Source organism: Flavobacterium sp. (genome assembly GCF_050696275.1).
Lineage (GTDB): Bacteria > Bacteroidota > Bacteroidia > Flavobacteriales > Flavobacteriaceae > Flavobacterium.
Window position 1 is genome coordinate 23687 of the sequence record NZ_JBOGUT010000011.1, and the last position, 22897, is coordinate 46583.

General features: G+C 37.3%; 12 protein-coding genes. 7 read left to right on the forward strand and 5 right to left on the reverse strand.

The window, feature by feature from the left end:
• Positions 1-232 precede the first annotated feature (232 nt).
• Both ACRDEC_RS07650 and ACRDEC_RS07655 read right to left on the reverse strand, forming a co-directional pair.
• The gene (locus ACRDEC_RS07650) at positions 233-5221 is read right to left on the reverse strand and encodes a GEVED domain-containing protein (RefSeq protein ID WP_431497748.1); all 4989 of its coding nucleotides are present in this window, start codon (positions 5219-5221) and stop codon (positions 233-235) included.
• Between the two features lie 269 nt (positions 5222-5490).
• The gene (locus ACRDEC_RS07655) at positions 5491-10365 is read right to left on the reverse strand and encodes a GEVED domain-containing protein (RefSeq protein ID WP_431497749.1); all 4875 of its coding nucleotides are present in this window, start codon (positions 10363-10365) and stop codon (positions 5491-5493) included.
• Positions 10366-10939: 574 nt separating this feature from the next.
• Here ACRDEC_RS07655 and ACRDEC_RS07660 point away from each other — a divergent pair.
• From ACRDEC_RS07660 to hemL, 4 genes are all read left to right on the forward strand, one after another.
• On the forward strand, positions 10940-12763 hold the full coding sequence (locus ACRDEC_RS07660) for a T9SS sorting signal type C domain-containing protein (RefSeq protein WP_431497750.1): 1824 nt from the start codon (positions 10940-10942) through the stop codon (positions 12761-12763).
• Positions 12764-12831: 68 nt separating this feature from the next.
• Positions 12832-13734: a 1-aminocyclopropane-1-carboxylate deaminase/D-cysteine desulfhydrase gene (locus tag ACRDEC_RS07665; protein ID WP_431497751.1), complete on the forward strand. Its 903-nt coding sequence runs from the start codon at positions 12832-12834 to the stop codon at positions 13732-13734.
• Entirely contained in the window at positions 13727-14584 is an 858-nt protein-coding gene (locus ACRDEC_RS07670) for a glucosaminidase domain-containing protein (protein WP_431497752.1), read from the forward strand. The genes ACRDEC_RS07665 and ACRDEC_RS07670 overlap by 8 nt, the downstream gene beginning before the upstream one ends.
• Positions 14585-14593: 9 nt before the next feature.
• Entirely contained in the window at positions 14594-15880 is a 1287-nt protein-coding gene (hemL, locus tag ACRDEC_RS07675) for a glutamate-1-semialdehyde 2,1-aminomutase (protein ID WP_431497753.1), read from the forward strand.
• Between the two features lie 52 nt (positions 15881-15932).
• Here hemL and ACRDEC_RS07680 read toward each other — a convergent pair whose 3' ends face one another.
• Positions 15933-16271: a hypothetical protein gene (locus ACRDEC_RS07680; RefSeq protein ID WP_431497754.1), complete on the reverse strand. Its 339-nt coding sequence runs from the start codon at positions 16269-16271 to the stop codon at positions 15933-15935.
• 62 nt (positions 16272-16333) lie between these two features.
• Positions 16334-16792 (reverse strand): hypothetical protein, encoded by a 459-nt coding sequence (locus tag ACRDEC_RS07685; protein WP_431497755.1) that lies wholly within the window; start codon positions 16790-16792, stop codon positions 16334-16336.
• Between the two features lie 117 nt (positions 16793-16909).
• Here ACRDEC_RS07685 and ACRDEC_RS07690 point away from each other — a divergent pair, with 117 nt between their 5' ends.
• From ACRDEC_RS07690 to ACRDEC_RS07700, 3 genes are all read left to right on the forward strand, one after another.
• Positions 16910-17278, forward strand: a complete 369-nt coding sequence (locus ACRDEC_RS07690) for a hypothetical protein (protein WP_431497756.1) — start codon at positions 16910-16912, stop codon at positions 17276-17278.
• Between the two features lie 97 nt (positions 17279-17375).
• The gene (locus ACRDEC_RS07695; protein ID WP_431497757.1) at positions 17376-19535 is read left to right on the forward strand and encodes a TonB-dependent receptor; all 2160 of its coding nucleotides are present in this window, start codon (positions 17376-17378) and stop codon (positions 19533-19535) included.
• Positions 19536-19545: 10 nt separating this feature from the next.
• On the forward strand, positions 19546-21078 hold the full coding sequence (locus ACRDEC_RS07700) for a PepSY domain-containing protein (RefSeq protein WP_431497758.1): 1533 nt from the start codon (positions 19546-19548) through the stop codon (positions 21076-21078).
• 68 nt (positions 21079-21146) lie between these two features.
• Here ACRDEC_RS07700 and lysS read toward each other — a convergent pair whose 3' ends face one another.
• Positions 21147-22838, reverse strand: a complete 1692-nt coding sequence (lysS, locus tag ACRDEC_RS07705; protein ID WP_431497759.1) for a lysine--tRNA ligase — start codon at positions 22836-22838, stop codon at positions 21147-21149.
• Positions 22839-22897: the final 59 nt, after the last annotated feature.

Sequence of the window (22897 nt, forward strand, 5' to 3'; positions counted from 1 at the left end):
TATAGTTTATGATTACTAATTATGAACTAAAACAAACTATTTCTCTGGTACGTTTTTTTTGGAACTATAAAGTTATTTCATTTAATTAACATTATGGTATAATTGAACCAAAAACGGATTAAGTATTTGAAATCATCGATAAAAAGGCTATTTTTGGAGCTATTATTCTGCGAAAAAAAAGCCTCTGATTTACTAGAGGCTTTTTTGGTTAAGTTAAGTTATGAGGGTAGAATTAATAGATTACTTTTTTAATTACAACACTGTTGTTTTCAAGAATGACCTTCACAAGAAGTACATCAGATGTAGGGTTTAATTCATTGATTGTTAATTCGTTTTTGTTTACGTTTTTCTTGTTTACCAACAATTTTCCTAATACGTCATAAACTGTAACCTCCTTGATAGGTTCAAGAGTAGATTTTATATTCAATTTGTCGGTTTTGTAAACAATTACAGAGTTTTCAATGGTGTTTACATCTGGATTACTCAAGGTTGTTTGTGTATATCTAAGAACAAAACGGTTGTCAAAACGACCACTTACTGCTGTGAAATTATACGGAGCACTGCGTAGGTTATGAATGGTGCCGGTTACTAAATCTTCTAAAAAGATATTTTGGCTTTCATCAGCAAATAAACCGTCTGTTTTAGCAATGGCAATACTATAATTTCCATTTTGTGGCAGCAATACTCCAAGAGGAATCTGGTCGTTTTGGTCAAACGGTAAGGTTCTTCCTTGAATAACCATGTTTTCATCTGCAATTCGAGAATAGAAATTCTGGTTAACACCTTCAAGCACGGTAGCGTCAAACATTCTGTCTCTATCTTGAGTGGCTCCTTGAGCATATCCAACTAAAATGCGGTTTACATTTCCAGAAGGAGCCAGTAAATCTAGCCAAATACGATGTCTTTCGATATCATCTTCACTATTCACCTGATTAGAATTGGATCTGTAAAATTGACCATTAGTATATGTATTGCTTCTCATACTGTTGTTGAATGATATACTGCTCGGCGTTGCAGAAACATGGTTCATCAACACGAAGAAAGCTTGTCCTGCGCCAATATAACCACTAAATCCAGGAGGAGTTGATCCCATTGCATTGTATATCAAATAATCGGATCCAGCATAATTATAAGCATAATTTGTGTAAAATGGATCAGAATTACCAGCTATCGGTGGAGTTCCATGAGTCCATAATCGTATGTTTCCATCGACGGTTGGGTTTGCGGCTAAAAAGTCTATTGCTCTAATCGCAGACGGATAAGGGTTACCTGTTAAATTCCAGTTATCATCATCTTTGGTAACAGATGTTATAGTTGGGCCAGTATAATTTCCTCCGTTATAAGTATCTCTAACGATAGGTAGGGAAAGATTTCCATTATTTGGAACCCCTGTAAATGAAGCCGTATAAGGTTGGGTTGCTGCTGTAAATCCGTTTGGACCACGAACGATGTATCCTTTACCGACTACCATATTCTCACTGGTATTAGTCCAGCCACCAAAATTACTGGCATATGCTCTGGTTGTGGTTGGTAACCATTTCCAGATTAAGTTTGATGGTGTTAATGGCGAAATAGAGCTTACAGGAAAACTTGCTACAGGCGATGACCAATATACATAATCCAATCTGCGGATATTAGAGATACGGTCCATTTTAATATTACCAGTATTGGCGACATTATTTATCTGAACCAAACTTGCTTTGTCTTTTATGTTGAAATCTCCTCCGGTATTTACATTGACAAAATCAGTTACTGTTATGTAATTACTTGATGCAATTGTCAAGAATCCTCCGTTTAACACCGTTAAATTTTTAGCTAAACCACCTGTTCCCGAAACCGTTGGGTCAATAGTTGTGTTAGGGATTATTACACAATCTGCAGAAGTTGGAACTCCAACGGGTGTCCAGTTGTTGCTTTTATTCCAGTCAATATCTACAGATCCATTCCATATTTTGTTTCCAATAATGGTAACAGTAGTCTGATCTGTTTCAATTAAAGTTGTACCATTACATAATGAATAGGTTACTTCAGCAGTATAGGTTGTGGTTGTTGACGGACATACGTTTAAAGTGTCTTGTGTTCCAACTACAGTACCGCCAGTACCGGCTCCTTCAAACCATTTTACTGATGTTATTGATGTTCCTGACGGAACAAATCTCCAAGCTTCATTGTTTACAGTCCAGTCTGCATCCAGTCCGTTTCTGTTTGGAGCTACCACAGCTTGAGTTCCTGTGGCATCTTGTACACCTACAATAGCGTTTCCGCCATTCCAGGTACCGTCTACTTTTTTCTCTTTAATATATACCTCAATCACATTGGTGTTTTCATACAACACCATCATGCCTGTATATAAAAGAGCGTTGTTTGAAAACATTGGAACATCTTTCCATGAAGCTACCAAGGCTCTGCATCCTGTATTTAAGGTAATTAACTCCCATCCGACTTCGCCGCCTTTACTTGGATCTATATCGTGGTAAACACCGTAAATAGTATTTGCAAATAAAGCTCCTGTTGTGCTTGGTAAGCTGTTGCTGAATGCATATCCTGATGCTCCGCTGGCATTAGCAGTGTTGAAAGATAAAGAGCCATTAGATCCGATTATACAAGAACTATAATTATTGCCATAATAGCAGAAATTAAAAGGCAAGTTGATTGTTGGTGACCAAACGTCATCAATATTAACACTGACAGGGTTTTGTAAACAGCCAAATTGATATGGAGGACTGTAAGGTATAGATTCTACAGTATAATTAGTGGTTTGTCCCAATGCTAGGTAAGAAGCTTCCAGGTCAACGCAGTTTGATGCTGAAGAACAAGTGATTGGTGCAGGATCAGCGCCATTTAGACCTAATCCTCCTGAAAGTACTGAAGGGCATCCTAATGTTGAGGTTCCGGTTCCGGTTCCTGGCATACAGCTTGGCTGGTAGAACGCAGTTGGGCCTATCCAAAATCCTTTTGATCCGGCACTGCAGTTAGAGCGTATCCAGATGTAATAAGTAGTTCCAAGGGTTAAACCTGTTAAATTTAGTGTTGTAACACCGGCAGCTGTAGAACCTGTAGGAGTAGTTCCGGCGGTAGGTGCTGTGCTAGATGTTGATAAATAATATTGATAACCTAGTGCCGGAGCTGGTGATGCTGCCGTCCAGTTGACAGTTGAGGTTGTTTGTGAAGTTATGGTTACAGCTACTAAAGGTGTGCCTGCGCAAGCTGCTGTGCTAACATTTATAGTGTAATCTTCATAAGTACCATAAGTGCTGGTATAACAAGGTGTAGGCGGTCCGGAATCAACAGCTCCAATACGGATTCTGTGATTTCCTAAAATAGCACCTGCAGGAACTATAAATGTTCCGTTAAGTGTTGTAGGATTCGTTGCCAAAGAGGCTCCGGTATACACTTGCTCACCAGAATCAACGAAATCCAAATCATTATTCCAGTCTATCCAAATCATTGTGTCATAAGTATAGCCTGTAGCAAATGTGATGGCAAAACTAATCGTTTCTCCTTGCTGTCCACTCATTACCTGAGCGGAATAATTTCCGTAATTTCCGGCTTCAGCTCCAGTACTGTTGTCGATAGTTCCCATCACTACTCTGGTTATACCAGTTCCATCTACACTTGATGGGGCCGGGGTACAATAAGCAGTTACGGCACTTCCGGTTACATAGGAACTGCTACAGCCATTGTTGGCTAAAACTCTATAATAATATGTTGTGTTAGCTGCTAATCCTGTAACATTTAATGTCGTCGTAGGGGCACTGATGGTAAATGGTGAGCCGGGAACGTTTGCGGTATAGCCGGCGTTTGTCGTTACTTGTGCAGTATATGTAATTGCGGATGCTGAACCACCTGTTGGAGCCGTCCAGTTTAAAGCAACACTACTTGCGGTTGCAGACGATGAAACACTGTTGGGTACTGCAGGACATGTAATAGCATTTCCTGTTAAAGAACCTAATGTTTTATAGACTGGTCCTCCTGAGCAACTAGTGTCGTTGTAGGCGAATATGTAAAAATAATATCTTGTATTGCCAGCTAAACCTGATGCAGTATAACCTGTTGTGGTACTGTTTTGGAGGAAAGTAAGGCTGGCTCCCAGAGTACTAATGTTTGCCGAAGAATAGACTGTTCCGTTTACAGGTTGAGATGGTGGAGTACTTGATGTAGATTGTATAATTAAATAACCGTTAGCACTACCGGTAAAAGTTACAGGTATTGTTGATGAGGTAACTGTTCCTAATGTGAAACCTGATGCCTGACTAGCAGGTGCTGTACATGGTGTTGGAGCGCAAACAACATTAAAGCTCACATTTCCACCTGCAGTACTTTCCGGATCAAGCATGATGTAATATTGTGTTCCGCCTATAAGCGCTACATTAGCGCTTGTTGAAGCTCCGCTTAAATCATCGAAGCAAGACCAGCCCGTGCCTGAACAAGAACCGGCAACTTTGTACTGATAATCGATATAAGCATAAGAAGCAGTTTGCTGTATGGCGTAATTTCCTGATGTTGCCGGAGTAAAAGTGTATATTTTTTCCTGCCCATCAGTAGTCCAGCCACATGCGGATGGGGAATACGATCCGTTACCTGAAGCAATAGTTGCATTTACAGTTGTTCCGCAAGATGCAATATTGGTGATGGATGAACATGGATTAAACGGAACAGTTGCGGTCACGCAAATACTGTTTAATGTCATGTTGTTGTTTCCTCCGTTGTTTATGACTTTTACATAATAAATACCATTGCTCAGAGATGATGTAGTTATTGTTTCGGTCTGAAGCGAATTATTTGTAGTGTCGCTGTTTGCACAAGCAATTTGTGATAGGCCAGTACAAGAAGAAGTCGAGGATATCAATTGTAAAAACAGGTTCCTGTTGTTCGCTTCTGCAGTTATAGTTACGTTTAGCGGTCCCCCTGAAACAGTAAATGTATACCATCCTTCTCTTTGAAAAGTGCCAAAGGAGCAACCACTTGCAGCAGGAGCATCCTGTGAAGTATCGCTAATTGATGCGCTGCCTCCACAAGCACCATTTACTGTCAGGGATGTTGCTGTAGCGCAAGTTGTGCCTTGAGCATAACTTTGGGTTGGAATAAAAGTAAAAAGGGATAAGAACAGGATAAAAAGCAGGTGGCTTTTTTTAAGGTCAATCTTATGTGTAAGATGTGTCTTTTTCTTTTCTGTGGTATTTGGGAGAAAAGAAAGGTTAGTAATGTAGTTTTTTTTCACGGTTATTTATAAAGTTGGTTAGTTAGTTATTGGATAATTTTGTGAAAAATAATAAATTAACACTAATTAGGTTATAAATATCGATAAAATGCATAATTTTTCGATGAAAGATGTAAAATCATCGATAAAAAGCATAATTATTTGGTTATTTTTTATTTCAAAATTCATGAATTTTAAAAAAAGAACACCTTTTTTGCAAAAAAATACATACAAAAAAGCCACCCTTTTTAGGATGGCTTTTTTATGAAAAAGAAAGAAAATGTTGAATATTAGAAAATTACCTTCTTAGTAACTATTGCATTATTCTCTAAAGTCACTTTTACTATCAATGCAGACTGAGTGGCGTTTAATTCATTTATAATTAACTCGTTTTTGCCTACTTTTCGTTTAGTAAATAATGTTTTTCCTAAAACATCATATACTGCTACTTCTTTGATCTCCATATTTCCTGATACAATGTTGATGTGATTGTCTGCAAAAACTTTTACTGAATTGCTATAATCAAAATCATCATTTCCTAATGTGGTTTGTGTGTATCTTAGTACGAAACGATTGTCGTAACGGCCGGCAGTTCCTGTGAAATTATAAGGAGCATTACGTAAATTATGGATTGTGCCATTTGATAAATCTTCTAAAAAGATATCCTGTGACTGATCTGCAAACAGACCATCAGTTGTAGCAATAGCAATGTTGTAACTTCCATTTTGAGGAAGTAAAACTCCAAGGGGCACCTGGTCGCTTACATTGAATGGTAATGCTCTTCCTTGAATAACCATATTTTCATCGGCAATTTTTGAATAGAAATTTTGTGCTACACCGTTTTCAAGTGCAGTAGCGTCAAATAATCTGTCTCTGTCTTGCGTTGCCCCTTGAGCATAACCTACTAAGATTCGGTTCACATTTCCTGAAGGAGCAATCAAGTCAAGCCAAATACGGTGTCTTTCAATGGTCTCCTCATCAGTGTTTACAGTATTAGAATTAGATCTGTAAAACTGACTGTTGCTATAGGTGTTACTTCTCATAGTGTTATTGAAAGTCAACGCACCTGGTGTTGCTGTAGCATGATTCATCAGTACAAAGAATGCCTGTCCTGCACCAATACGTCCTGCAAATCCTGGAGGAGTTGATCCCATAGAATTGTAAACAATATAATCTGAACTAGAATAATTATAAGCATAATTGTTATAGAAAGGACTTGGATTGGCGTTACTTGGAGCCGTTCCGTGTGTCCATAATCTTATACTACCGTCAATGTCTGGGTTCGCACTAATCAATGCGTCAGCACTAATTGAAGAAGGATAAGGGTTTCCTACCAAATTCCAGTTGTCATCATCTTTTGTAACTGCTGTTGCTGTTGGTCCTGTATAATTTGCTCCGTTGTAAGTGTCTCTAAGAATTGTCATAGAAATGTTTCCATTATTAGGGACTCCTGTAAATCCAGCAGTATAAGGCTGAGCTGTTGTTGTAAATCCATTTGGACCACGGATAATATATCCTTTTCCAGCTACCATCGTTTCGTTTGCGTTAGTCCAGTTTCCAAAATTACTAGCATACGGTCTAGGAGTTGTTGGTAACCATTTCCAGATCACATTTGCAGGTGTTAATGGAGAAACAGTATTAACGGCAACACCTGATACTGGTGATGACCAATATACATAATCCAATCTGCGGATATTTGTGATGCGTTCCATTTTGATGTTACCTGTATTAGCAACATTATTTACCTGAACTAAATTAGCGCTGTTTCTGACAGTAAAGAGACCTGTGGCATCTACATTAACCCAATCATCTATAGTTAGGTTGTTTGTTGATTGTAACTCTAAATTACCAGAAGATTTGATTTTTAAATTTTTAGCAAAAGCATTGTAGCCACTTCCTGAAATAACACTGCTGCTGCTGCTTGGTATAACTACACAGTTTGCTGCTGTAGGAACTCCTGAAGGACTCCAGTTACTTGCTGTTGCCCAGTTTGAAGTACCTCCAATCCAAGTTTTAGTATTGTTAGTTACTGTAATAGGTTTAGAAGCAACGCATCCGTTTCCTAATGTAGCACTAACAGTAAATGACCATGTTGTTGAAGCTAATTGTGTTGCATTCGGTTTTACGTAAATAGTTGTTAAACTTTGAGCAACATAAGGGATTGTACAAGCTAAATCAGTATAGGCATCCACAGTTCCTCCACCCCAAGTGAAAGTAGTGTTTAGAGGTCTGGTACCATATAAACGAATATCATCTATAGCCCATCCATCTGCCCAACCTGCAGCATATCTGAAACGGAATTTTAAATTAGACTGACCTGCAAATGCTGTTAAGTCTATAGTAGCATCAGTAAATTGTGATGCAGAACCTAAGTCAGAATTGTAAGTAACAGGAGTATTTGTCCATGTTCCTCCACCATCAGTTGATACCTGAATAGAGGCTGTGTCTGATCCGTAGTCTGAATAATAATGCTTAAAGGTTAATGTTAAATCGATATAGCTTGAAGCATTGATGCTTGCTGTAGTAGTCAGTAATGTTTCTAAAGTCTGACCGCTGTAATCTGAAGAAGTAAAAGCAAATTTATCTCCAATACTTCCAGAGTTTATTGCAGGACGCCATACGGCTGTTGTTGTAGGTGCATAAGTACTTGTTTTAACACTCCATACAGAATCTGCTCCACCATTATTATTAGTAGGAGTGGTAACTGTAAGGCCGCCAAGACCGCTTTCGAAATCTTCTACGAATAAATCTTCTACGGTAAAATCTCCTGTTGCACTAATTGTCAAAATATCATTATCACCACAAAATATAGGTGTTGTAGGAGATATTGTAATATTTGTAGTTGGATTAATTGTCGCTTTTACTGCTGTTCTGTTCCATGATTCGCAAGTTCCATTATAAGCGGTTACATAATACGTTGTTGTAGCTGCTAATGCTCCTGTTGTCCAAGAACCTGTTGCAGTTGTAGCGACTGGTGCTCCTCCGGTTTCAGCGGCATACCATCTGTATTGTGTTGTACCTGCAACTCCTGTAGCTCCAATTGTTACTGTACTTCCTACGCCACATGATGCGCCATTTGAAACACTGGTTATTTTTGCTACGCAATCAGCAACGATAGTTATAGTGTAATCTTCAGTTTCACCTGTTAGATATCCTGTAGTACAAGGATCGATGGTGCTGGATTCTGCAAAAGCTCTAGTTCTGACTCTCATTCTGTAATTTCCAGGAGTCTGTGCAACCGGAACTATAAAGCCATAAGAAGTATCACCGGTAGCTGTACCACCTGTAGTGTATACTGTTTCTCCTGCGTCTACAAAGTCACCATCATTGTTCCAGTCAACAAATGTTTTGATATAGCTTGTTCCGGCTATATTAATATTGGTGTTGATCCCTCCTCCTGGTATTTGTGTGGCAATAACGATACCGCTATAGTCACCATAACCACCTGCGGAATATCCTGTTGGTGCATTAGCAACATCATTTAAGGTTCCAATAGAAGTGATTCCTGAAATATAAGTCCCGCCACTTGTTGATGAAGGAATACAATGGCAAGGAACCATGTTTGTAGTGAAGCTCCAAGTGATTGGAGTTCCCGTTGTTATCCCGCAAAGGGTAGTTCTTGGAACAATTTTCCAATAGTAAGTTGTATTTGCTGATAAAGCACCTGTGTTATAGGTAACTCCCGCTTGATTAACTACAAACGGAGGTACCGCTGTTGTTCCAAAATAAACATCATAGGAATTGGCACCTGCAGCAGCTGTCCAGCTAATTGAACTCACGGCGCCTGTGCCAGTATAACAGATACCGGTAGCTCCTGCTGATGGGCTTGGAGCTGTTGCCAAAGTTGCAATAGGATTGTTTACTGTCACGGCAACACTTCCTTCCCCATTACTCCAACAAGTACCGTTGTATGCACGTATGTAATAGGTTCCAGATGTGGTAACAACTAAAGGTGTTGTTGAATTATTTGCAGTAGATGTACCGCCTGAAACGGTTTGCCAATACCATGTTATTCCTCCACCTGGTGCGCCGGATCTGGTTATAGTCACTCCGGTTGGGTTACACTGTGGTGAATTACTTGTTGGGTTTCCAGGGTTTGCAGGAGTATTTATTGTAAAATTTGTAATTCCGCTATTTGCAGTACCTCCAGGTGTTGTTACTGATACCTGACCCGTTGTACCGGATCCGACAGTTACTGTTACTGTAGTAGCTGTGGTGGCTGTAATGGTTGCAGCTGTTCCTCCTATTGTGACTGCTGTCGCTCCTGCTAAATTTGTTCCGTTAATGATGAATGAACTTCCAGGGCATCCGCTGGTAGCGCTTAAACTTGTTATTGTTGGAGTGGCAATTGTTGCAGGTCTTAAGGCAATTAAAATCCCACCGTTTCTCTCTCCGTTGGATAGTGTAGCAGTTCCGTTTCCCGTGGCTCCCGCAGTTGCTTTAATCGCCCATGCAGCACCTACTGAGGCATCATTATTTCGTTGATTATCATATAACTCTGTTAACGCCCCTGGTGAAGTGGTGTTCCAACTTCCCCATGTAGGGTCATTGTTAGCAGCCATACCAAACATGATAATTGCCGCATTCGCAGTTACCGTTGTTTTTCCGGTTGCTACTACTCCTGTCTGGTTACCTTGTACTGATATAGTTCCTGAGGCAACATCAAAAGGAGTGGTTGTATTTACTCCCGAAAATGCTACAATAGAACCAACATTTCCTGTTGAGTCACCATCTAACGTAAAAGTATAATTTGCAGGCTCTCCGGCTAGAGCAATTTTATATAAAACTGCACCCCAACGATCAGTACCACCAGCAAGGTCTTGTCCGTTAATTAAAGTCCATCCGGTACAGGTTGGATTAGATAGGTTGTTGCTTCCGACCTGAGCAATATTTACTATCATAATATCGCCAGTAACAACACCAGTCGGTTTATTAATAGTAAGAGACGTATTCCCGCTATTTGCAGTTGTAGAGGTTCCTCTTTGTGCAATCTGTGAATATACTTGTGTAGTTCCAATTAGGAATGTTCCTAATGTTAAAATCAGAAAAAAGGAAAATGATCTTGTAGAATTAACAAACGATTTCCCTGACAACGATTTTGGATTGAAGGAACACGCTCGCAATAGAGCACAGCCCTTCACCTGAAAGAAGTAGTTTTTCATCATAGAGTAATATGTTAGTGAGATAGAATATTATTATTAGTGGTTAATAATGATATTCGGTGTAAAATTATATTTTAATATTGAGTGTGCCTAATATTTTGGCAATCAGTTGGCTTAGAAAAAGAACTTTTCATCGATAATTCCATTTAATTTTACACATTTGTAGGTAAGATATTACAAAATAAAATTTAGAATATAGAAAAGCATGATTTTTGAAAGAAAATAGGAGTTAATAAAAGTTAAAGAAAATCTTTTTTTTCAAATCCTGAATGGACTTTGTAATTCATTCATTTTTAAAATGTTAATTGATTTTTGATTTTCGCATATGAACAATTCGGCCTACAGAAGAGGCGTTTCGGAGCGTCAGAATAAAGGAGAAGGTGCTATGTCGATAAAATCCTATTCTTTTAAAATGGGATGGAATCCGTACCATTGTAGTGTGTAAAAGTAGTTAATCGGGTTTTGTATGTGTTTCATCGAATATTTGGTTTACAGAACGAAATTCCAATTAATTATTTTTCTTAATTATTTGATAAACAATATTTTTTAAGTATTTTTAATGTTAAAATCAGAACTTATGAAAATTATCTACTCAATTATTTTGTTTGCTGTTGGCCTTTCTGCCAATGCACAATTGTATGTTGGTCCTAATTCGTATGTGTATGTAAATGACGAGATGCTTTATGTGCATCAGGATGTCGAATTAAACAGTGCCAGCAGTATGGTTTATTTGCGTAATAATTCCCAATTATTGCAAGGAACAACGGGTTCGGGAGCTAATAAAGGAGTAGGAAATTTGTCCGTTTTTCAGGAAGGGACGACTAATAATTTTCAATACAACTATTGGTGTTCTCCGGTAGGTGGAGCATTAGCGGGAGCTGGAAACAATGCTTTTGGGATTCCGCAATTAGGTATTCCTACAACTTCGACAGCAACAACAGCAGCAACAATTTTGCCGAGTAATAATCCTAACGGAACTTCGGGAACAGGAGCTTTGTCTATTGCTGCACGATGGATTTACAGATATTCTATGTCAAATACTTATAATGATTGGATATATGTTAATGCCGCTTCAACAATTAATGCCGGCCAAGGATTTACTATGAAAGGAACAAGTGGTTCTGATACTACTGTGCCATTTACCGGAGCCGGACAAAACAATTCAGGAAGTGCTCAACGTTATGACTTTAGAGGAAAACCTAATGATGGTACTATTGATGTTCCAATGGCAAACGGAATGATGACATTAACAGGGAATCCTTACCCAAGCGCTATTGATATGCAGACGTTTTTAACCGATGAGGATAATACGGATTTTTGTGATGGGACTGCACTGTATTGGGAACATGACAAAACAGTTAATTCTCATTATGCAGAACAATATCGAGGAGGTTATGGGGTTTACAACGGTGCTTCAAACGTTTATACACCGGCAACTTTCTATACTTATACCGGGGGAGGAACACAAGGACCGGTTTATTCTACACCTATGAATATGTATGAAAGAAAATTTGCTCCGGTCGGACAAGGTTTTATGTTGAGAGGTATTGCTGCGGGTAATGTTAGAATTAAAAATATACACAGGGTATTTAGAAGAGAAGGAGTTCCTACGAATTCACAGTTTGAAAGAAACGCAAACAATCAGGCAGTAAATAACTATGGAGAGGTTCCTAATGTTGCAGGAATAGATTATACTCAGATTAGTAGAGAAGTGACGCCAAATATCAGAATAAATGCTTCTCTTAACAATAGAGCTGTCCGTCAGATTGCCTTAGTTTTTATGCCGGATGCCACTGATGGATTGGAAAGATCCGATTCAAAATCTGCTGACATTGCTTCCAATTTACCGTATGATATGTATTTGTTTTTAAATAATACGGAGTACATGCATTCCGCTACAAATTTTGCTCTTGACAAAGTATTTCCAATTGGCTTTAAAAATAATACAGCCGCTACTTTTAGAATTCAAGTGGCTTCATTGGAGAATGTGAACGATGTGTCTCATGTTTTTTTACATGATAAAGCAACAGGATTGTACCATGATATAAAAAACACGGAATACGAAGTTTCTCTGCCAGCGGGAGTAAACAATAACCGTTTTGAAATTACACTTCAGGATGCGACTCTTTCTGCTGAAGATAATACAGCAGCAAACTTTAAGATTTTTGAAGACAATACGGCAAATAAATTAGTCATTAAAAATCCAAATGCAATAGCATTACAGTCTTGTCTTTTGTATGATATTTCAGGGAAAACAATTTTCACAAAAACGAAGTTGGGATCAAATCCAAGTTATGAATTCACTACCTCAGGACTGAGTGAAGGAGTTTATATTGTAAAATTGACCACTGCTGATAACCGTGAAGTTACCCAAAAAGTCAGCATAGGAGTAACAAAATAAGAATTAATTATTTTTTTTAAGCAGTCTTCGGACTGCTTTTTTGTTTTAATGTATTTTTGCATCAATCAATGAAAGTGTTTAATCAAAATATAAAACTGGAGGATAGCGCAGTCAGCCTGACTATAAAGCGGGAAGATCTATTGCATCCTTTTGTTTCAGGCAATAAATTCAGAAAACTTAAATACAATATTCAAAAAACCAAGGAGTTGGGCTATAATAAGCTGATTACTTTTGGAGGCGCTTTTTCAAATCATATAGCAGCGGTTTCTTTTGCCTGTAAGGAAGCAGGAATTGAAAGTGTCGGGGTAATAAGAGGAGAGGAATTGTCGACAAAAATAGCAGAAAACCCGACCTTGTCATTTGCCCAAAATTGCGGCATGCAATTTGAGTTTGTTTCTCGGGAAATGTATCAAAATAAAAATTCCGCCGAATTTATTTCACATTTAGAAAGTACATACGGGAGTCATTACCTTCTTCCTGAAGGCGGTACAAATGAGTTGGCAATAAAAGGATGTGAAGAAATTTTGACAGAAGAAGATGCCTGTTTTGATATTATTTGTTGTTCTGTAGGAACAGGAGGAACTATTTCGGGTATTATAAATAGCGCTTTGCCACATCAAAAAGTTATTGGCTTTCCTGTGTTAAAAGGTGATTTTTTAACTGATGAAATTCGTAAGTTTGCAAAAAATCCGAATTGGGAATTACATACTGACTATCATTTTGGAGGTTACGGGAAAGTAACCCCTGAATTAATTGGTTTTATCAATCGGTTTTACAAAGAAACCAAAATACCTTTAGACCCTATTTATACTGGGAAAATGGTTTTTGGTGTTGTGGATTTGATTCAAAAAGGATTCTTTGCGGGAAATCCAAAAATACTGATGATTCACACCGGTGGGCTTCAAGGAGTTCAAGGTATGAATCAAATGCTGGAAAAGAGAAAAATGATTAAAATAATGTTTGATGAATAAACTAATCGCACTTTTATTACTATCGACACTGATAGGTTGTGGTACTGCAAAATCAAAAATTAAGAGTACAAAAAAAGTGACAACTTCGCAAAGTAAACCCCATAAGCGTAAAGTTGAAAATCCTACTGATGTTGTTATTGATGAAAAAAAATCCAAGACAGAAACATTGGAAGCTACATCAAAAATAAAAGTAACGACTGAAATTGTTTTGGACTATATAAGCCAATTCAAAGACGTAGCCGAAGACAATATGAAAAAACATGGTATTCCGGCCAGTATCACATTGGCTCAGGGAATATTGGAATCAGGTGCAGGAACAGGAGTTTTATGCAGCAGAGCTAACAATCATTTCGGAATAAAGTGCCATAAGGAGTGGACAGGTCCTTACGTTCGGTATGATGATGACAGTTTGCAGGAATGTTTTAGAAAATACGAACATGCTGAGGAATCCTATCGCGATCATTCTTACTTTTTGACCAGCAGACCATGGTATGCTTCCTTGTTTAAATTACCTAAAGACGACTACAAGGCTTGGGCCAGAGGATTAAAAAAAGCAGGTTATGCTACTGATCCGAAATACCCGGACAAATTAATTGGGCTTATTGAAAGGTATGAATTGCATCAATACGATGCCGAAGTTTTAGGGACTGCTTACCAGGTTAAGCCAAAAATTGAAATCAGAACGGAATCCGATAAACCACAACTAAGTTTAAACCAGCATATTGTTTCTCAGGGAGAAACATTGTATTCTATTTCTAAAAAATACAATGTTTCAATAGAAGAACTAAGAAATAAAAATAACTTGTCCGATAATGCAATTTCCATTGGACAAATACTTATAATCAGATAAAATAAATTCATGTTATACCAAAGAAGTAGTCAGCTTTTTGTTGAGGCTGAGAAAGTAATCCCAGGCGGAGTAAATTCGCCGGTCAGAGCGTTCAAATCAGTAGGAGGAACTCCAATTTTTGCTAAAAGTGCTAAAGGAGCTTATTTGTTTGACGAAGATGGGAACAAGTTAATAGATTATATTAATTCTTGGGGTCCAATGATTTTAGGGCACGCTTATGAGCCAGTTGTTAATGCTGTAATTGAAAAAGCAAAATTAGGGACATCCTTTGGAATGCCTACAGCTTTAGAGACCGAGATTGCTGCTTTAGCTGTTTCTATGGTACCAAATATTGACAAAATCAGATTTGTTAATTCCGGAACTGAAGCTTGTATGAGCGCTATTCGTTTAGCTCGCGGTTATACTAAAAGAGATAAAATCATCAAATTTGCCGGTTGTTACCACGGACATTCTGATTCTTTTCTGATTCAGGCAGGAAGCGGTGCTATTACTTTTGGTTCGCCAAACAGTCCAGGAGTAACTTCAGGAACGGCAAAAGATACACTTCTTGCAAATTATAATGATTTAGCAAATGTAAAATCATTGTTTGAAGCTAATAAAAACGAAATCGCTGCTATAATTATTGAGCCTGTCGCTGGAAATATGGGATGTATCCCTCCGGGAAAAGGATTTTTGGAAGGATTACGCCAACTATGTGATGAAAACAACACTTTATTAATCTTTGATGAAGTAATGACAGGGTTTCGTTTGGCAGCTGGTGGCGTTCAGGAATTGCTTAACATTAATGCTGATATTGTCTGCTTTGGAAAAGTAATCGGAGGAGGTTTGCCTGTAGGGGCTTTTGCTGCCCGAAATGAAATTATGAATTATCTGGCGCCGGTTGGGCCTGTTTATCAGGCAGGAACATTGTCAGGAAATCCATTGGCAATGGCTGCTGGACTGGCGATGCTACAATCATTAGATTCTGATAAAGCTATTTTTTCAAGATTAGAAGAAAAAACTGCTTATCTGGAAAAAGGAATTGCAAATGTTTTAAACAATAATAAAATTACACATACAATAAACAGAGTAGGATCTATGATTTCTGTTCACTTTGACGCCAATCCGGTTTCGGATTTTAATTCGGCTAAAAACGGAGATAATGATACTTTCAGGAAATTCTTCCACGGTTTGCTGAAAGAAGGAATCTATATTGCTCCATCTGCTTATGAAACATGGTTTATTACGGATGCCTTAACCTATGAAGATCTGGATTTTACAATTAAAGCTATTGATAAAGTTTCTAAAGATTTATAAATAAAAAAGGCTCACTGTCAGGTGAGCCTTTTTTTTATTTTTTAAATTAATCCTAGTGAATTAATTTTTCATACAAACCTACAGATTGCAATTTCTGAATTTGATCGTCAGACAATGTAGCTCTTAATTTTGCATCTATGATACTGGATAATTGTTGTTTGTCTGCTTCAGTAAATTTAACAGTTTCATTATCCAAATCTTTATGTTTTTTTAAGAAAAGTTGGAATAAAGCTTGTTGTGTAGCTCCGTCAACTTCAATTACTTTAGTTAATTCGAAAGTCTCCTGTTTCGCTTTTTCCTCTGGAAATGGTTTTCTTTCTTTAGATTGTTGTGCGTTTGCTCCAAAAGAAAATGCAAAAAGCATCATAAGTATTGGTAATAGTTTTTTCATAATTGTCTGAAATGTTTAGTTATAGGATTCAAATCTAAACATTTTTTTTAAATAAGCAAAAATTATTCAGAAACTTCCTTATCGGCTTTTTGTTTACGATGTGTTCTCATCCTTTGGTTTTGGACATTTCTTTTTTTATGATTTGCCTCCCATTTTTCAAATTGTGAGCTGTTTAAGATTTTTTTCATTTTAGCTTTATGCTCGATTTGCTCGTCAAGCATTTTATTTTTCATCTCAAATTTTTCATTAGCTGTTAATTGTTTTTTAGCTTCTTTATTGGCCTTCATTTCTGCCATTTTAGCTTCTCTTTTACTATTTTGTTCAGAAATAACGGCAGCCATTTCTTTTTGTTGCGCCGATGTTAAATCCAATTCTAATGTCATTTTTTTTAATTGAAGCTCGTTTCTTTGCTCTGCAGACATTTTTTCAGAGTCCATTTTTTTAATTGATCGTTTTTCCTGAGCCGTTCCATTTAATGCAAGTCCTAATGTGAGAGCGATTGCTAATGCGATTTTTTTCATGTTTTTTAGATTTATGATTTGAATATAAGACTACTGGATTTCAAAAAAGTTTAATGGGTTTTTAAAAAAGGGTGTTTTTACGGGTAAAAGTTTTTTTTAAAAGAGTAAATTTGTTCCGTGAAGAAAACAATTGTAATCATCGTATTCTTATTTATCATGAAACCGGTACTTCCGGTTTTGGAATACATGTTGCATTATGATTATATCGTAAAGGAACTTTGTGAAAACAAAGCGAAGCCTGAAATGAAGTGTAATGGAAAATGTCACTTGATGAAAGAATTGGCTAAAGCTTCCGATAATGAAAGTCCAACTTCTGAAAGTAAAAAAACGTCACATCAGGAATATGAAGTTTTGTTTTTGGAAGAATTCACTACTGTTGTGATTCTTAATTTGAATTTTTCTATTCAAAAGGAAACCAACTCCAATTATTCTAATTTATATTTTCATCAAATCAGCAATGCTGTTTTTCATCCACCTACAGTTTAATTATTGTCTTAATTTTTAGTTCTGTTGTTTTTTAACAGAATAGGTTCTTGTTGGTTCTTGTCAGCAGGAAATAATATGCAATAACTAAATTTTTAAAATGAAAAAAATATTCCTTGTCTTATTGGCTTTAGGGCAAATAGCGTATGGGCAAAATTCCAAAAAGAAAGATACAGCCAATACAAAACAGCTTGATGATGTCATAGTTACCGCCAGCCGAAGTGCTTCGCTAAGAAAAGAAGTACCTGTTGCGGTTTCTAAAATCTCTCAAAAAAGCATAAATGAAACAAAAGCTACCGTTGTTTCCGAAATTATAAATAAAGCTCCCGGTGTTTTGATGGTTAATTTAGGTAACGAACAACACATGATGGCCATCCGTCAGCCAATGAATACGAATGCCTATTATTTGTATTTGGAAGACGGCTTACCTATTCGGCCGATGGGAGTCTTCAACCACAATGCACTACTCGAGATAAACCAGTTTAATCTTCAGACTATTGAAGTGGTAAAAGGGCCGGTTTCGTCGCTTTATGGCCCGGAAGCTGTGGGAGGTGCAATAAATCTTATTTCGCTGAAACCTGCTTTACAACCGGAATTCAAGTTTGGAGTTCAGGCGGATCAGTACGGTTATAGAAGATTTCAGGCAGCAGGAGGGACAACGATTGGTAAAGTTGGCTTTTATATCGCCGGTCTTTCGAGTTTACAGAAAGACTCCTGGATGACATTTTCGGATTATAATAAGGATAATATCAATGCAAGAATAGATTATAATCTGAATCACAAGACTCGACTCATTGGAACAATTTTTTACGGAAAATATTATTCAGACATGAGCGGTAGCGTTAACGAGGCTGATTTTTACAGTCGAACTTACAAAAGCACCACAGATTTTACCTATAGAAAATCGGATGCGTTACGGAGTAAAATAGCATTGGAAAGGGATTGGAATGAAAATTCCCATTCTTCACTTACCGCTTTCACAAGAAATAACAAATTGGGACAGAATCCTTCTTACGGAATCCGTTGGACGCCAACACAAACGACAGCAAGAGGAGAAATCAATTCTAATAACTTTAAAAGTTATGGCGCTATTGGTCAGCACAATCAATCGTTTCGCTTTCTAAATGCTTCCTTAGTTGCAGGAGGACTTTTCGATTATTCTCCCGTGAATTATAATGCGTACCAAATCGATTTAACAGCCAATTTAAATCCTGGTGGCCAAACCGTAAATAATTACGAAATCATAGCCGAGCGCCCGGATGTTAAACTTTCTGATTATGAGGCGAAAATCTATAACAAAGCCGGATTTGCACAACTGAGCTTTAAACCAATTGCCAATTTGGTTGTCACAGGTGGTTTGCGTTATGATGATATGAGTTTGGACTACACCAATAATATAGATAAATCAAGCGGAAGTAAAAAGTACGACCAGTTTACTTCTAAATTGGGTGTGAATTATAATCCGCTTGTTTATGCAGGATTTTATGGAAATTATTCACAAGGGTTTTCTCCGCCGGGACTGACTTCAGTTTTTAGAGTAAAACCGGGAACGGGTGGAAGTACAGGAAATCCTGCCGCATTTTATTACAATTTGGAACCGGCAAAATTTGATAATTATGAAATCGGTGGCTGGCTGACCTTCTTTCAAAAGAAAGTAAGCATAGAGTATTCCTTATATTATATGGAGGGAGAAAATGAATTGTTGAATATTCGTCAACCGGATAATTCTACTGATTATCAGTCGGCTGGAAAAACCCGTCATAAGGGAATTGAATTTGCCATAAATTACTGTCTTAACGAACAATTTAAAATCCGTATGGGAGGAACAACGGCTCAGCATACTTTTGTGGATTTTAAAATTTCCGATAAACCTTCCGATCCAATCCGAAATTTAGATGGATTCGAAATGCCTTCAGCTCCGAAATGGACAGGAAATTCAGAAGTAAGCTATTATCCGAAGTGGTTGCCTAATTTCAGAACAGCTATTGAATGTCAATTTGTTTCAAGCTGGTATCAGGATCAGATTAATACAGTAAAATATGACGGATACACCGTTTTTAACGGAAGGATTGGCTACCAGTGGAAAGGTGTTGAATTGTATGCCAATGCTATGAATTTAACCGATAAATTATATGCTTATAATGTAACCAGAGGAAATATGTCAACGTCTGCGCCAAGCTATACTGCTGCAGCGCCACGAACTTTTGTGTTTGGGATTCAGTATAATCTTTCGCTGAAAAATAAAGCTAAAACACTTTAAAAGAACTGTTATGAGAAATCAACCTAAAAAGAAAAGTTTCAATAAAAAGTTACTGAAAAAGCTAAAACAGAAAATATACAGTTGGCATAAAATAGTAGCGTTTATTACTATAATTCCGGTTTTATTCTGGTGTTTGTCAGGGCTGATGCATCCTTTTATGGCACATTTTTTTAAGCCTGAAATTGCAAAGGATGTTTTAGGGATTAAGAATATAGATTCATCCAAAATTAATACCAATTTGAAAGAAGCATTGCTTCAGAACGATATACAGGAAATTAAAAACTTCCGGTTTGTCTCTTTTGAAGGGAATCAATATTATCAGGTAAAAACGGCAAAAGACAGTATTTTGTATCTGAATACAATGGATGGGAAATCATTGCAAAATGGAGATAAATTATACGCAGTCTGGCTGTCACGGTATTTTTTGGATGACCCAAAAAGCCCAGTTGAAAATCGAGAGCTCCTGACGGAATTCAATTCCCAGTATAAGTATGTGAATCGGTATCTTCCGGTACATAAAATTAGTTTTGACAGATCTGATAAGATGCAGGTTTATGTTGAAACCGCAACAGATAAGCTGGCCACTTTCAACCCAAAATCAAGACAATTCTTTATCTGGTTTTTTGACACTTTCCATAATTGGTCTTTTATTGATGCTGTCAGCAATAATTCGGTTCGTATTTGTTTAATGCTTTTTTTGCTTACTATTATCGGTTTTTCGGCACTTTCAGGAATTGTGATTTACGGGTTGTTCTGGAAACAGTTTAAAAAAGTAAAAATTGAGGATGCAGCGTCAAAAAAAAGAAAGTACCACCGTCAAACCGGATTGGCTTTGGCTTTATTTACTCTTTTGTTTGCTTTTAGCGGAGGATATCATGCTACCAAGAAATGGGATCCGATCCCGTTTGAAAATATGGTTTATGAACTGGTTTTTAAAGTTTCAGATTTTGATTCGGCAGAAATCAATCGGCTTTCATCAGTAAATGATTTTAGAAATATCAGTTTGATACAATATAAGGACACGGTTTTTTACAGATGCCAATTTGCCCATGATGACAAGACTGAGGTGAAATATATCAATTCGGTTTCAAAAAAAGAAAACAAAGGAATTGATTTTGAGTATGCCCGATTTTTAGCAAATTATTTCAATGAAAAGGTCTCAGGAAAAGGGAAAAACTGCTGTGAAATGGATAGTTCTTCTGAAGGAGTTTCAGAAAACAAAGAGACAATAAAAGAAACAGAATCGGTTACTGATTTTAAAAACAGAGAATACGGATTTGTAAATAAACGGTTGCCGGTAGTGAAAGTTGCTTTTGAATCGGAAGTGAATAAAACGCTTTTTATAGAAACCGGAACTTCCCGTCTTGCCGCTTTTATTACTGACAGCGATAGGGTTGAAGGTTATTCGTTTGCATTTTTTCATAAATTCCTATTTATGGAATGGGCCGGAAAAAACATTCGCGATCTGTCAATGGTGCTGGCTGCTTTAGGCGTTTTAATCGTTGGTATTTTAGGATTGTCATTGCTTTTAAAACGCAATTGACCGAACGTTTAGGTGTAAAAAAAGGAACTCAATCGAGTTCCTTTTTTATTATATGGCTTTACTTGTTTTTAGTTTTTCTCTAAAAACAACCCTTCTTCCGTTTTAGTTACTTTCATAAATCCTTTAGAAGTTAATGATTTGATAGTACCGTCCCATTTTTTTCCGCTAAATCCGGATTTTTCTTTTACTGTATTTAAAAGTACCATTTCGCCTTCCTTTACTAAGGAATAAATATCTAATTCATCCGTTGACATTTCAGGAGCTTTTTTCTCCGGACGCATTTGCGGGAAAAACAATACTTCCTGAATTGAAGCATTATTGGTTAAGAACATAATTAAACGGTCCATTCCAATTCCTAAGCCGGAAGTTGGAGGCATTCCGTATTCTAAAGCACGTAAGAAATCCTCATCGATAATACCAGTTGCTTCGTCATCACCTTTGGCAGCCAATGTCATTTGTGCTTCAAAACGTTCGCGTTGGTCAATTGGGTCATTTAATTCCGAATACGCATTGGCAATTTCTTTACCACAAACCATCAATTCAAAACGCTCTGTCAATTCCGGATTGTCACGGTGTGATTTACATAATGGCGACATTTCTTTCGGGTAATCAGTAATGAATGTAGGCTGAATAAAGTTTCCTTCGCATTTTGCTCCGAAAATTTCATCAATCAGTTTTCCTTTACCCATCGTTTCATTGACTTCAATTCCCATTCCTTTCGCAGCATCAAATAATTCTGCTTCGGTTTTTCCTGAAATATCAAAACCAGTAAATTGCTTGATAGCATCGGTCATGGTTACTCTGGCGTAAGGTGCTTTAAAACTCACTTTGTGTTCACCAAAAGTAGCATCAGAAGTTCCGTTTACCTGATTAGCACAATATTCCAATAAATTTTCTGTAAATTCCATCATCCAGTTGTAGTCTTTGTAAGCTACATAAATTTCCATGGCTGTAAATTCAGGATTGTGCGTTCTGTCCATTCCTTCGTTACGGAAGTTTTTTGAAAATTCATACACACCGTCAAAACCGCCAACGATTAATCTTTTCAGATACAACTCATTCGCAATTCTCATATACAATGGAATATCTAAACTGTTGTGGTGCGTAATAAACGGACGAGCTGCTGCTCCACCTGGAATTGATTGTAAAACAGGAGTTTCCACTTCCATGTAACCGGCTTCATTAAAAAAGGTTCTCATGGCAGTGAACAATTTCGTTCTTTTCATGAAAACTTCTTTCACTTGCGGATTTACCACTAAGTCTACATAACGCATACGGTAACGCAATTCCGGATCAACAAAAGCATCAAATACGTTTCCTTCGTCATCGGTTTTTGGTAATGGTAATGGGCGTAACGTTTTACTTAAAAAAGTAAAATTAGACACACGAATACATTTTGCGCCAACCTGAGTGGTAAATAATTCTCCTTCAATTCCTATAAAATCTCCTAAATCGGTTAATTTTTTAAAAACTGTATTGTATAACGTTTTGTCATCACCTTCGCAAATCACATCACGGTTAAAATAAGCCTGAATTCTGCCTTCGCTGTCCTGAAGTTCGGCAAAAGAAGCTTTTCCCTGGTCACGAACACTCATTAAACGGCCGGCTACAATGACTTTCTTACCTTCTTCAAAAGCGTCCTTTATCTGCTTCGACGTATGGTTTACGGGAAACAAATTTGCTGGATACGGATTGATACCAAGTTCTCTCAACTTGCTCAATTTCTCTCTTCTGATGATTTCTTGTTCTGAAAGTTGCATAATTCTTATTTATTTTAAGCGTGCAAAGATACTATATAAGTTTCAAAGACGCAAAGTCA

Excerpts from the sequence above, each read along its gene's own strand:
- hemL (WP_431497753.1), top strand. The coding sequence starts at position 14,594 with ATGTTATACCAAAGAAGTAGTCAGCTTTTTGTTGAGGCTGAGAAAGTA.
- ACRDEC_RS07655 (WP_431497749.1), bottom strand. The coding sequence starts at position 10,365 with ATGATGAAAAACTACTTCTTTCAGGTGAAGGGCTGTGCTCTATTGCGA.
- ACRDEC_RS07665 (WP_431497751.1), top strand. The coding sequence starts at position 12,832 with ATGAAAGTGTTTAATCAAAATATAAAACTGGAGGATAGCGCAGTCAGC.
- ACRDEC_RS07685 (WP_431497755.1), bottom strand. The coding sequence starts at position 16,792 with ATGAAAAAAATCGCATTAGCAATCGCTCTCACATTAGGACTTGCATTA.
- ACRDEC_RS07695 (WP_431497757.1), top strand. The coding sequence starts at position 17,376 with ATGAAAAAAATATTCCTTGTCTTATTGGCTTTAGGGCAAATAGCGTAT.
- ACRDEC_RS07670 (WP_431497752.1), top strand. The coding sequence starts at position 13,727 with ATGAATAAACTAATCGCACTTTTATTACTATCGACACTGATAGGTTGT.
- ACRDEC_RS07660 (WP_431497750.1), top strand. The coding sequence starts at position 10,940 with ATGAAAATTATCTACTCAATTATTTTGTTTGCTGTTGGCCTTTCTGCC.
- ACRDEC_RS07680 (WP_431497754.1), bottom strand. The coding sequence starts at position 16,271 with ATGAAAAAACTATTACCAATACTTATGATGCTTTTTGCATTTTCTTTT.
- lysS (WP_431497759.1), bottom strand. The coding sequence starts at position 22,838 with ATGCAACTTTCAGAACAAGAAATCATCAGAAGAGAGAAATTGAGCAAG.
- ACRDEC_RS07700 (WP_431497758.1), top strand. The coding sequence starts at position 19,546 with ATGAGAAATCAACCTAAAAAGAAAAGTTTCAATAAAAAGTTACTGAAA.